Annotated in this window: 8 protein-coding genes; 2 read left to right on the top strand and 6 right to left on the bottom strand. The window is 67.1% G+C overall.

The window, feature by feature from the left end; genetic code table 11:
- Positions 1-2: 2 nt before the first annotated feature.
- Positions 3-878 (bottom strand): pantoate--beta-alanine ligase, encoded by an 876-nt coding sequence (gene panC, locus OCK02_RS11515; protein WP_263813184.1) that lies wholly within the window; start codon positions 876-878, stop codon positions 3-5.
- A 500-nt stretch (positions 879-1378) separates the two neighbouring features.
- On the opposite strand from panC, the gene OCK02_RS11510 reads away from it, so the two are divergent.
- Positions 1379-3385: a DEAD/DEAH box helicase gene (locus OCK02_RS11510; RefSeq protein WP_263813183.1), complete on the top strand. Its 2007-nt coding sequence runs from the start codon at positions 1379-1381 to the stop codon at positions 3383-3385.
- Between the two features lie 254 nt (positions 3386-3639).
- Positions 3640-4359, top strand: a complete 720-nt coding sequence (locus OCK02_RS11505; protein WP_230804778.1) for a PAS domain-containing protein — start codon at positions 3640-3642, stop codon at positions 4357-4359.
- A gap of 38 nt (positions 4360-4397) precedes the next feature.
- On the opposite strand, the gene ligA is transcribed toward OCK02_RS11505, so the two are convergent.
- From ligA to ftsZ, 5 genes are all read right to left on the bottom strand, one after another.
- A complete protein-coding gene (gene ligA, locus OCK02_RS11500) occupies positions 4398-6554 on the bottom strand; it encodes an NAD-dependent DNA ligase LigA (RefSeq protein WP_263813182.1) in 2157 nt (718 codons plus the stop codon).
- 131 nt (positions 6555-6685) lie between these two features.
- The gene (gene recN, locus OCK02_RS11495) at positions 6686-8356 is read right to left on the bottom strand and encodes a DNA repair protein RecN (RefSeq protein ID WP_263813181.1); all 1671 of its coding nucleotides are present in this window, start codon (positions 8354-8356) and stop codon (positions 6686-6688) included.
- A 20-nt stretch (positions 8357-8376) separates the two neighbouring features.
- On the bottom strand, positions 8377-9240 hold the full coding sequence (locus OCK02_RS11490) for an outer membrane protein assembly factor BamD (RefSeq protein ID WP_230804772.1): 864 nt from the start codon (positions 9238-9240) through the stop codon (positions 8377-8379).
- A gap of 161 nt (positions 9241-9401) precedes the next feature.
- Positions 9402-10358 (bottom strand): UDP-3-O-acyl-N-acetylglucosamine deacetylase, encoded by a 957-nt coding sequence (lpxC, locus tag OCK02_RS11485; RefSeq protein WP_230804770.1) that lies wholly within the window; start codon positions 10356-10358, stop codon positions 9402-9404.
- A gap of 325 nt (positions 10359-10683) precedes the next feature.
- Positions 10684-12414: a cell division protein FtsZ gene (gene ftsZ / locus OCK02_RS11480; RefSeq protein WP_263813180.1), complete on the bottom strand. Its 1731-nt coding sequence runs from the start codon at positions 12412-12414 to the stop codon at positions 10684-10686.
- Positions 12415-12502 lie beyond the last annotated feature (88 nt).

Here is a 12502-nt window from a genome sequence, read left to right as displayed (position 1 = left end):
TGTCAGGCTACCTTCGCTGAATTCTGCACGTTCTGGCCGATAATCCGGTTGTCGAGCAGCTTCGTGCTCCCGATCCGGACGAAAAGCAACAAAAGAACCGGTCCGGGACCGATTTCCGCGACCTCGGCGAGCGTTTCGGGGTGCCGCAGCGCCACGATTTCCGCATTCGCCAGCGGTTCGGCGGCGATGAAGGCGTGAACGCTGTCCTCGACGGCGCGCGGGCTAGTCTCGCCGGCGCCGATGAGCCGCTCGGCCTCCGCCAGCGCCTTCGGCACGATCACCGCCGCCGCCCTCTGCTCGGCATTCAGGTAGACATTGCGCGACGAGCATGCGAGCCCGTCCGGCTCGCGGACCGTCGCCACCCCGACCACCTCAACCGGCTGCGCCAGGTCCTCGACCATGCGGCGGATGATCGTCAGCTGCTGGAAGTCCTTCTCCCCGAAATAGGCGCGGTCCGGGCCGACGATGTTGAAGAGCTTGGTGACGACGGTACAGACCCCGGAAAAGTGGCCGGGCCGCACGGAGCCCTCGAGTTCGGCGCCGAGCGTGGGCACGTCGACGACCGTCGCCATCGGGCGGGGATACATATCCGAAACACCGGGCGCGAACACGAAGTCTACGCCGCCCTCCTCCAGCATCTTTTCGTCGCGCGGCAGGTCGCGCGGATAGCGCGTCAGGTCCTCGCCAGCGCCGAACTGCAGCGGATTGACGAAGATCGAGGCGACGACCACGTCGTTCTCGGCGCGCGCGCGCCGCACGAGTTCCATGTGGCCGACGTGTAGGTAACCCATCGTCGGCACGAGGCCGACGGACTTGCCGCTGGCGCGAAACGGCGCCAGCGCCGCACGCAAGCCTTCGATTGTGGTGACGGTCTGCATCGAGGCGGATCCTCCAGCCTGGCTGACCACGGAAGATGAGCGATCCGCCAGGGTCAGCACGAATTTCACTGCCGCGCATCGGCCCCGCCGCACATCGCTGCCGGCCCGACCCGTCTGCGCCACACCTCCTCCCAAAGGTGCCGCTGCCGGTAGCCTCTCGGCTCTTTCGCGGCAGCGGCGCTTTCTAGCTTGTGCAGCGCAAAAACACAATCTCCCGCCGCGCCGAACTCCGGTTGGCCTCCTGTCCGCACACGGCCTCGCGGCAGCCAACGCGCCATCCGATATTCTATCTGTACTTTTGCGCCGCTTCCCGCTACGAACGCGCCAATCGCAGACGGCCGGAGAGCCGGAGCAATGCGCCCGTACGTCCGGGCCGGACCTGACGCATGCGCCCCGAAGACGTGCAGCGGTTTCGGGACCGCTCCATGCACAGGATAGAGACACGGAAGGCACGTGAGCCGTTATCAGGCAGCGCGCCTCACAATATCGAAAGACCAGACATGACCGATTACGAACGCCTCGTTCCGGCGATGGCAAGCGCGTTGGCGAAACGCGGCTACACGACGCTGACCCCGGTGCAGAAGGCGGTGGCCGATCCCGACCTCGAAGGCGCGGACCTGCTCGTTTCCGCCCAGACCGGCTCGGGCAAGACGGTGGCCTTCGGGCTCGCCTTTGCGCCGACCCTGCTCGGCGGCGAGGAACGCTTTGGCCGGGCGTCGATGCCGCTGGCATTGGCGATCGCGCCGACGCGCGAGCTCGCCCTGCAGGTGAAGCGCGAGCTCGAATGGCTCTATGGCGAGACCGGCGCCGTGATCGCCTCCTGCGTCGGCGGCATGGACATCCGCACCGAGCGCCGCGCGCTGGAACGCGGCGCCCAGATCGTCGTCGGCACCCCCGGCCGCCTGCGCGACCATATCGACCGCGGCGCGCTGGATCTTTCCGGACTGAAGGCGGTGGTGCTCGACGAGGCCGACGAGATGCTCGACCTCGGCTTCCGCGAGGACCTGGAATTCATCCTCGAGGCCGCGCCGGACGAACGCCGCACGCTGATGTTCTCGGCGACCGTTCCCCGCGCCATCGAGGAACTCGCGCGCAACTACCAGCGCGACGCCGTGCGCGTGACGACGGCGGCCGAGAAGGGCCAGCACGGCGACATCGCCTATCGCGCGCTGGCGGTCACCCCGCACGACCGCGAGAATGCCATCATCAACGTGCTGCGCTTCTATGAGGCTCCGACGGCGATCGTCTTCTGCTCGACCCGCGCCGCCGTCAACCACCTGACCGCGCGCCTGAACAATCGCGGCTTCTCCGTCGTAGCACTCTCCGGCGAACTATCGCAGAACGAGCGGACCCACGCCCTGCAGGCGATGCGCGACGGCCGCGCCCGGGTGTGCATCGCAACCGACGTCGCCGCCCGCGGCATCGACCTGCCCAATCTCGAACTCGTCGTCCATGCCGATCTTCCGACCAATCCGGAGACGCTGCTGCACAGGAGCGGCCGCACCGGGCGGGCGGGCCGCAAGGGCGTGAGCGCGCTGATCGTTCCGGTGCCGGCGATCCGCCGCGCCGAGCGCCTGCTGGCGACAGCCAAGATCATGGCCGAATGGGCAAACCCGCCATCCGCCGACGAGATCCTTCGCCGCGACGACGAGCGGCTTCTGGCCGATCCCATCCTGGCCGAGCCGGTGGCCGACGACGAGGCGGAATTCACCGACACCCTTCTTTCGACCCTCGACGCCCGCCAGATCGCAGCGGCCTTCGTGCGTCTCTACCGCAAGGGCCGGTCCGCGCCGGAGGATCTGCGGGAAGTCGATCTTACGCAACGCCGCCCCGCCCGCGAACGCCGGTCGGGCGAAGCCGGAGATCCGGCGCCCCGCCCGCCGCGCGATGCCTTCGGCCCCGGCCGCTGGATCTCGATCTCCGTTGGCCGCAAGCAGAACGCCGAGCCGCGCTGGCTGATCCCGATGCTCTGCCGGGCCGGCGGCATCACCCGCAATGAGATCGGCGCGATCCGCATGCAGCAGGACGAAACCTATGTCGAACTCGCCGAAGCCTCGGCAGAGGCCTTCCTCGAAAGGATCGGCCCGAAGCAGGTCATCGAGAAGGGCATTCGCCTGACGAAGCTCGACGGCGCACCGGACATGACACGCGGCAAGCCGGCAGGCGACCGCCCCGGCCGCGGCCCGCGGAAGGATCGGGAATTCGCAGGCGAGCGCGAGAACGGCCCGCGTGAGCGGGCCTCCGACAGGTCTGCCCGCGCCGATTTCGCCGGCAAGCCCGCCCGCAAGGGCTGGGAGAAGGCCGCCCAGGCCGAAGGCCGCAGCCGCTCCCCGCAGGACCGGGACGAGCGTCCCGGCAAGCCGGCCGGCTTCAAGGGCAAGACGGCGGACTTCAAGGGCAAGGCCAAGTCCTTCAAGGACGGCGCCTTCGCCGACAAGCCGCCCCGCCAGGACCATCCGGCCAAGGCTGCATCGCCCAAGCGGAAGGCGCGCAAGTCCAACGGCTGACGCCCGGAAGGCGGCATGTGCCTGCCGCCTTCCCGCCTCCCTTATCGCGTTCCTGATTGCGTCCCGACCACGTCTCGCAATCGAGGATTGGGCTGTCGCTTCGCCGATTCGCGCAACGAATGGGCGTATTTCGCCGTTTTCCCCCTTCACCACCTGCCGGAAGAATCATATTGTCGCTGCAGCGCCACAGGATTTTCGAATCAGGACGGGGGCGGCGCGACGTGGCGGGCTGAATGGCAGAAACGAAACCAAATATGGGCCGGAACAGTCTCCTGTCCCTCTCCATGGACAGGCTGACCGAAGAGTTCTGGGAACGCTACCGTCGCCTGCACGACGCCATCGACGCAGAAGACATGCCGCTCGTCCACCGCATGGACCGGGAACTGACGAACGCGCTGACGGCCCTGGTCGACCACCAGACGCAGGACGCGGCCGAGCAGCAGGCGCAGTTCACCGCTCTGCTGCGGCTTTTGCGCGAGGAGGCCGAAGACGCCTCCAGCGTCCGCAACAATGCCGACCTGATCGAACTGCTCCTCCGGCGATACATCACCGTCCGCACCCGGCCGGCCGACCAGAACGGCCTGCCCGCCCTGTCCGCGCCGGTCCGCAACGGGGTGCTGGACATCGGCCAGCTCGATACGCTGGCCGAGCGCGTCTCGGTCGTGACCACCGACTATCGCTATCTCTACGCCAATGCCACCGATGCGGCACGGCTGAAGCGCAAGCCGCACGAACTGGTCGGGCGGCACGTGCGCGACATCGTCGGCGCCGATCACTTCAACAACGTTATCAAGGGCAATCTCGACCGCTGTTTTGCGGGCGAGACCGTCGAATACACCAATGCCCGCGAGCGGGACGGCAACCTCGTCGTGATCCGCCGCCGGCTGACGCCCTGCTATTCGGAAGGCGCCACCATGATCGGCGCACTGGTGGTCATCCACGAAGGCCCCGACCGCCGCCGCCGGGACCATTGAGACCTGGCGTAGCCCCACGCCGCTGGAACCCCATCCGCTCAGGCCTTGACGCGCTCCAGCCACTGGTCCTCGTCGATCACCTCGACGCCGAATTCCCGCGCCTTGTCGAGCTTGGAGCCCGCGCCCGGGCCGGCCACGACGAGGTCCGTCTTCTTCGACACCGAGCCCGATACCTTGGCGCCCAGCCGCTCGGCCATCGCCTTGGCCTCGTCGCGCGTCATCTTCTCCAGCGTTCCGGTGAAGACCACGGTCTTGCCGGCAACCGGGCTGTCGCTGGCAACGGGCGCCTCGGCCGCTTCCGGCGTGACCTCCTCGATAAGCCGCCCGATCACGTCGAGGTTGCGCGGCTCCTTGTAGAACTCCACGATGGCGCGGGCGACCACCTCGCCGATGCCGTCGATGCTGTTGAGCTCCGCCCACGCCTCGCCCGAAAACGTGGCCGCCCCCTTCATCCCCGCCTCGAAGGCCGCATAGGTGCCGTAGGCGCGCGCCAGGAGCTTGGCCGTCGTCTCGCCGACATGGCGGATGCCGAGCGCGTAGATGAAGCGGTTAAGCGCGATCGTCCGCCGCTCGTCGATCGCGTCGAACAGCTTCTTCACGCTCACCTTGCCGAAGCCGTCGATGTTCTCCAGCTTGGTCAGCGAGGTCTCCTGCCGCCGCTTCAGCGTGAATATCTCCGGCGCGGTGCGGATCGACAATGCCGGATCCTCCGCCTCGAAGAAGAAATCGATCTGCTTGGAGCCGAGCCCCTCGATGTCGTAGGCGTTGCGCGAGACGAAGTGCTTCAGGTGCTCCACCGCCTGCGCCCGGCACACAAAGCCGCCGGTGCAGCGGCGCACCGCATCCACCTTGCCCGACTTCTCGTTGATGTCGCGCACCGCATGGCTGCCGCAGACCGGGCAGGTCTTCGGAAATTCGTAGGGCACGGCATCCGTCGGCCGCTTCTCCATCACCACGTCGAGCACCTGCGGGATGACGTCGCCTGCCCGCTGCACGATCACCGTGTCACCGATGCGGATGTCGTGGCCGTCGTCGCGGATGCGCTCGCCGGAATTGCCGAGGCCCTTGATGTAGTCTTCGTTATGCAGCGTCGCATTCGTCACCACGACGCCGCCGACGGTGACCGGGGTGAGCCGCGCCACCGGCGTCAGCGCGCCGGTACGGCCCACCTGGATATCGATCTTCTCGACCTTCGTGAACGCCTGCTCGGCCGGGAACTTGTGTGCCGTCGCCCAGCGCGGGCTGCGCGAGCGGAAGCCGAGCCGCGCCTGCAGGTCCAGCCGGTCGACCTTGTAGACGACGCCGTCGATCTCGTAGTCGAGATCCGGGCGCTTCAGCCCGATCTCGGCATAGTGGGCGATGATGTCTTCTACCGAGGTCAACCGCTTCATCAGCGGATTGACCGGAAAGCCCCAATCCCTGAACGTCTCGACCATGCCCATCTGCGTATCGGCCGGCATCGCGGACATCTCGCCCCAGGCATAGGCGAAGAACTTCAGGTTGCGGCTGGCCGTCACCTTCGCATCGAGCTGGCGCAGCGAGCCTGCCGCCGTGTTGCGCGGATTGACGTAGGTCTGCTTGCCGTCCGCCGCCATCTTCTCGTTGAGCGCCAGAAAGTCGGCTTTGCTCATATAGACCTCGCCGCGGACCTCCACCACATCCGGCACGCCGGCCGGCAGGCGGTCGGGGATTTCCCTGATGGTCCGGACGTTCTCGGTGACGTTTTCGCCGGTCGTGCCGTCGCCGCGGGTCGCCGCATTGACGAGGCGACCCTGCTCGTAGCGGATCGACATCGACAGGCCGTCGATCTTCGGCTCGGCGGTAAACGCGATCGATCCGTCCGGCAGGAGCCCGAGGAAGCGGTAGACGGAGGCGACGAAGTCGCGCACGTCCTCGTCGGAAAACGTGTTGTCGAGCGACAGCATCGGCCGCGAATGGGTGATCGGCGCAAAGGTCGCAAGCGGCGCGGCGCCAACCTTGATCGAAGGGCTGTCGGCGCGCACGAGTTGCGGGAACCGCGCCTCGATCGCATCGTTGCGCCGCTTCAGCGCGTCATAGTCGGCGTCCGAGATCTCCGGCCGGTCCTGGCCGTGGTAGAGCACGTCGTTCCTGGCGATCTCGGCCGCAAGAAAGGCCAGCTCGGCCGCCGCCTGTTCGTCTGTCAGGTTCTCGACGGGGATTTTCTCGACGGACATCGCACTGCTCCAGAAAGGTTCGTCTGGTTTTTAGAGCATGGCGGCAAAAAGAAAAGCAGCCTCGGGCGTAGTCCTCACGAAGATGTGGGCACCCGCGGGTACAAAGGCATCTTGAGGCTCCGCTGCCTCGGTCAGCCGCCGCCGGACAGGAGCCGCGCCGCCGCCGCCCTCGCCTCCTCGGTGACCGACGCGCCGGCGAGCATGCGGGCGATTTCCTCGGTACGGGCGCCGTCGTCCATGCGGGCTACGCGGGTGGCGATCGCCTCGCCGCCGTCGACCGGCCCCTTGGAGATCAGGAGATGCGTGGCAGCACGCGCCGCCACCTGCGGCGCATGGGTGACGGAAAGCACCTGCACCGTCGACGACAACCGCTTCAGCCGCTGGCCGATCGCATCCGCCACCGCCCCGCCGACGCCGGTGTCGATCTCGTCGAAGACGAGCGTCGGCGCCGAGCCGCGGTCGGCAAGCGCGACCTTCAACGCCAGCAGGAAGCGCGAGAGTTCGCCGCCGGAGGCGACCTTCATGATCGGGCCGGGGCGCGTGCCCGGATTGGTCTGGACATGGAATTCGACGGTGTCGATCCCCTCCTCCGCCCCGCCGTCGGGATCGGTGGTGATGTTGACCATGAAGCGGGCGCGCTCCAGCTTGAGCGCCGGAAGCTCCGCCATCACCGCGCCGGCGAGCGCCTCGGCCGTATGGTGGCGGCGCTCCGACAGCGCGCGCGCGGCGGCGTCGAAGGCAGCCCGCATCTCGCCCAGGGCCTGCTCCAGCCGGGTCAGCTTCTCCTCGCCCGCATCGAGATCGGCGAGGTCCGCAATCATCCGCACCGCCAGCGCCGGCAGGCCGGAGACGGGTACGGAATATTTCCGCGAGGCGGCGCGGAGCGCAAACAGCCGCTCCTCGGTGCGCTCCAGGAGCTTCGGATCGAACTCGGTCTTGCGCAGCGCCACGTCGACCGCCATCTGCGCGTCCGAGAGCTGGTCGACGGCGCGGCCGAGCAGCTCGACCGTCTCCTCCAAAAGACCCGGCGCCTCCTGGCTCTTGCGCTCCAGCCGCCGCACCATCGAGGCGATGACGGGAACCGGCGAGGCGTTGCCGTTCAGGAAATCGCTCGCCTCGTTGATGTCGCCGGCGATCCGCTCGGCTTTCATCATCCGCGCGCGCTCTTCCGCAAGTACCTCCTCCTCGCCGTCCTGCGGCGAGAGCTTCTCCAGTTCGTCCACGGAGGAGCGGATATAGTCGGCCTCGCGCGCGGCCGCCTCCACCTTTTCGCGGTGGCGGCGCAGCGCGCGCTCGGCATCCTTCCAGTTCTGGTAGAGGCGGGAAACGTCCGCCACCGTCTCGCCAAGGCCGCCGAAGGCGTCGAGCAGCACGCGGTGCGCGTCCGTGTCGATCAGCGCGCGGTCGTCGTGCTGGCCGTGGATCTCGACGAGCAACTGCCCCGCCTGCCGCATCAGCTGGACCGAGACCGGCTGGTCGTTGACATAGGCCTTGGTGCGGCCGTCGGCCGACTGCACGCGGCGGAAGATCAGGTCGCCGTCGTCGTCGATGGCGTTGTCGCGCAGAAGCGTGCGGGCCGCGTGCCCCATCGGCACGTCGAACACGGCCGTCACCTGGCCCTTGTCGAGCCCGTGGCGGACCAACGAGCCGTCGCCGCGCCCGCCGAGGGCGAGCGAGAGCGAATCGAGCAGGATGGATTTTCCGGCGCCGGTTTCGCCGGTCAGCACCGAGAGCCCGCCATCGAAAGCGAGGTCAAGCCGTTCGATCAGGACGATATCGCGGATCGAAAGCTGTGCCAGCATCCGAGGTCATATCTCTTTGCTCAGGCGCCGATGAGGGCCTTGCCGGCGCGCGAAATCCAGGAACCAGCATTCTCGCGCGGCTCCAGCCCCTTCGACTGCAGCAGCTTGTAGGAATCCGCATACCACTGGCTGTCCGGATAGTTGTGGCCGAGAACGGCGGCAGCGGTCTGCGCTTCGCTGGTAATACCCATTGCATAATAGGATTCGACGAGGCGCGCGAGCGCTTCCTCCACCTGGTTCGTCGTGCCGTACTGCTCGACGACGGTGCGGAAGCGGGTGATCGCCGCCAGGTATTCCTTGCGCTCGAGATAGTAGCGGCCGACCTGCATCTCCTTGCCGGCGAGCTGGTCGCGCGCAAAGCGGATCTTGGCCTGCGCGTCCTCGACATATTCCGAATCGGGGTACTTGGTGACGACCGCCTGCATCGCCTCGATCGTCTGCGTGGCCGGACGCTGGTCCTGCGTCACGCTCGGGATCTGCTTGGCATAAGCCAGCCCGACGATGTACTGCGCATACGCCGCGTCCTCGGACTCCGGATAGAGCTTGAGGTAGCGCTGGCCGGCGGTGATCGCCTCCTGGTTGGCGCCCTGTCGGTAGTTCACGAAGGCGCTCATCACCAGCGCCTTGCGGGCATATTCGGAGAACGGGTGCTGCCGGTCGATCGCGGCGAACTTGCGCGAGGCCTCGGTGACGTTGCCGGCATTGAGGTTCGCCAGCCCCTGGTTGTAGAGAACCTCGGGCGGATCGGTCTCGGCCGAAAGCTTGGTGATGTCGATGTCGGGATCGCTTTGGCATGCCGTCAGCGCCAGCGGCACCGTGGACAGGAGGGCGACGCAGGCAATCCGCGTCCAATGCTTGGCACCAACAATCCCTGCAAATTTCATCTGACAATCCCAAAATCATCGCGGCGCCCTGTTCGAGCGCCGTTCATTGAACGCGTTCTATCCCCAATCCCGCGCATACCGCAACGCCATGCCGCTGCATTAACGCATTTTTATGGCAAAGAAAGTGTGAAGCACCGTGCGATCGGAAATGCTCCCGGCCCTCAGGCGGACCAGGGAGCGAACTCCGGTGCGTTCACGGTGATGAGCTCGCGTTTGCCGGCGCGAGCGCGCGGGACCGAAGCCTCGACGACCTCATAGGCCGTGCGATCGTTGAGCAGCGCCTTCAGCGCCATCGCGTTCATCTTGTGGCCGCCGCGGTAGGAGCGGTAGCAGCCGATGAACTGCGCGCCGGCAAGCGCCAGGTCGCCGACGGCGTCCAGCGTCTTGTGACGGGCGAACTCGTCGCCGTCGTAGCGCAGGCCCTCGATGTTGATCACGGCGTTGTCGTCGGAGATGACGACCGAGTTCTCAAGCGAGGAGCCGAGCGCATAGCCGGCCGCCCAGAGGCGTTCGACGTCGCGCATGAAGCCGAAGGTCCGGGCGCGCGACAGCTCGCTGCGGAAAGTCGCAGGCGTCAGTTCGCCCTTCCAGGCCTGGCGGCCGATCAGCGGGCAATCGAAATCGATTTCGACCTCGAAGCGGGTGCCGTCATGCGGCGAAAACTCCGCCCAGGACGAACCGGCCTCGACGCGGACCGGCTTGACCACGCGGATGTAGCGGCGCTTGACGGCAAGCGGCCGCAGGCCGACCTGGTCGATTGCATCGATGAAGGGAGCGGAGCTGCCGTCCATGATCGGCATCTCGGCGCCCTGGACCTCGATCAGCACGTTGTCCAGCGAGAGCGCATAGAGCGCTGCCATGACGTGCTCGATGGTGGCGATGGACTTGTCCGGCGAGAAACCGAGAACGGTGCAGAGGTCGGTGTTGCCCACCTGCGAGGAAACGGCACGGTATTCGCTCACGGACCCGTTGTCGTGAAGGCGCTGGAAGACGATGCCGCTGTCGGCCTCGGCCGGATGAAACGTAATGGAAACGACCGCGCCGGAATGGACGCCTGTTCCCGAAATCGTGACCGGGCTCGAGATCGTCGTCTGAAAACCCAGCAAGCTAATGGACATCTTCTAATTCGCCTTATCTTATCACCGGCACCGGGCCGATCGTCACTATTTTGTTGTCGTTTTGCTTCGCGTGCTCCTCGACCGTCGAAGCGGGAAATCGGAGCGTTGCAGCAGAGACTGCGCCAGGCCTGTAAAAATCGCCCGTGAATCAATGCGCTGGCGGCGTTTCTGGCCGGAATGTAGTTGCGCGCCTGAATTGTTACAAATCACTGTTTCTTTCGTTTTGTTACGCCCCACAAGGACTACCCAAACCACTGAAAGATTTCACAAAAAAGAAGGCCCGGACAGGCGGTCCGGGCCTTCGTTTGCAACAATGCTGACAGCGCTAGTTCGACTGGCGGCGCAGGAAGGCGGGAATCTCCAGCTGGTCGTCCTCGCTGAGCGCCCGCGGCTGTGGCGTGGCGCGGCCATGGTCGTCGAGCTGTCCCCGGCGCGGTGCGTAGATGCTCGCTTCCGGCGACATCGCCCGGCGCTGCGGGGCGGCGGTTTCTGCTGCCGGCTGCTCCTCCTCGTCGCGACGCGCCAGCGAGGACGTGAGGCGCTTCAGGAGCCCCATCGGGCCGCGCTCCTCCGGCTGGGCCTGCGCCGGCTGGACGCGGTGCTCCATCTCGGCCTGCACCACCGGCGGGAAGTCCTCGATCTTCGGCATGCGGCTGGCGACCGGCTCCTGGCGGATGACCGGGGCCGCGGGCTCGGCGCGCTGCTGGACCGGGGCCGGCTGGTACTGCGGCTGCGGAGCCGGCGCCGGGCGTGCGGCAACCGGCGCCATGACCGGAGCTTCGGCCGGAGTCGACGCAAAGATCCGGCTCTGCGGGCGGAACTCTTCCTGCGGGGCGGGCGCCGGCTTGGCGTCCGGCAGGGCCAGTTCGCGCTCGAGGCCGATCTCGGCCTGGCGGATCGTCTCGGCGACCGGGTCGGCCATGCGTGCCGGCTGCGGCGCGACGGGCTGCGTCATGACCGGCGCGGGTGCGGCTGCAACCGGCTGCGGTGCCGGGGCGGCCTGCGGATGCGGCGGAACGGCAGCCGACGGGCGCACCAGCGGCTTGTTCACCGGGCGAAAGTCGGCAGCGCGGCCGGTATCCTGCGACGTCGCCCGGTCGATGCCGGTGGCGACGACGGAGACGCGGATCAGGCCTTCCAGTTCCTCGTCGAAGGTGGCGCCGAGGATGATGTTGGCGTCCGGATCGACTTCCTCGCGGATGCGGGTTGCAGCCTCGTCGACTTCGAACAGCGTCAGGTCACGGCCGCCGGTGATCGAGATCAGCAAGCCCTGCGCGCCCTTCATCGAGGTCTCGTCGAGCAGCGGGTTGGCGATCGCGGCCTCGGCTGCGGCCATTGCGCGGCCCTCGCCCGATGCCTCGCCGGTGCCCATCATGGCGCGGCCCATCTCGCGCATCACCGAGCGGACGTCGGCGAAGTCGAGGTTGATCAGGCCTTCCTTGACCATCAGGTCGGTGATGCAGGCGACGCCCGAATAGAGCACCTGGTCGGCCATCGCAAACGCGTCGGCAAAGGTGGTCTTGTCGTTGGCAATCCGGAACAGGTTCTGGTTCGGGATCACGATCAGCGTGTCGACCGACTTCTGCAGTTCCTGGATGCCCTGTTCGGCGAGACGCATGCGGCGGCCGCCTTCGAAGTGGAACGGCTTGGTGACGACGCCGACGGTCAGGATGCCCTTGTTGCGGGCCGCCTGCGCGACGATCGGGGCAGCCCCCGTGCCGGTGCCGCCGCCCATGCCGGCGGTGACGAAGCACATGTGCGTGCCGTTCAGGTGGTCGATGATCTCGTCGATGCACTCCTCGGCGGCCGCACGGCCGACCTCGGGCTGCGAACCGGCGCCGAGGCCCTCGGTGACCTGCGCGCCCATCTGGATGATGCGCTCGGCCTTGGTCATGGTCAGTGCTTGGGCATCCGTGTTGGCGACGACGAAATCGACGCCCTGCAGCCCCGCGGTGATCATGTTGTTGACAGCGTTGCCGCCGCCGCCGCCGACACCGAAGACGGTGATGCGGGGCTTCAGCTCAGTGATGTCCGGCTTCTGCAGCTTGATGGTCATTGTCGATGTTCCTTTTGTCTGTTCCGGCCCGCGTCGCCACACCGGCCATGTTCCCTAATTCCGTAACCCGCCTACGCAACTACCCGGC

It is taken from the genome of Rhizobium sp. TRM96647 (genome assembly GCF_025780115.1).
GTDB lineage: Bacteria > Pseudomonadota > Alphaproteobacteria > Rhizobiales > Rhizobiaceae > Mycoplana.
The sequence above is the reverse complement of the archived record's forward strand: the minus strand, read 5'-3'. Positions and strand labels throughout refer to the sequence as shown.

Bases quoted from the DNA above. Each gene is read 5' to 3' on its own strand.
- panC (WP_263813184.1), bottom strand. From the start codon at position 878: ATGCAGACCGTCACCACAATCGAAGGCTTGCGTGCGGCGCTGGCGCCG.
- OCK02_RS11510 (WP_263813183.1), top strand. From the start codon at position 1,379: ATGACCGATTACGAACGCCTCGTTCCGGCGATGGCAAGCGCGTTGGCG.
- OCK02_RS11505 (WP_230804778.1), top strand. From the start codon at position 3,640: ATGGGCCGGAACAGTCTCCTGTCCCTCTCCATGGACAGGCTGACCGAA.
- ligA (WP_263813182.1), bottom strand. From the start codon at position 6,554: ATGTCCGTCGAGAAAATCCCCGTCGAGAACCTGACAGACGAACAGGCG.
- recN (WP_263813181.1), bottom strand. From the start codon at position 8,356: ATGCTGGCACAGCTTTCGATCCGCGATATCGTCCTGATCGAACGGCTT.
- OCK02_RS11490 (WP_230804772.1), bottom strand. From the start codon at position 9,240: ATGAAATTTGCAGGGATTGTTGGTGCCAAGCATTGGACGCGGATTGCC.
- lpxC (WP_230804770.1), bottom strand. From the start codon at position 10,358: ATGTCCATTAGCTTGCTGGGTTTTCAGACGACGATCTCGAGCCCGGTC.
- ftsZ (WP_263813180.1), bottom strand. From the start codon at position 12,414: ATGACCATCAAGCTGCAGAAGCCGGACATCACTGAGCTGAAGCCCCGC.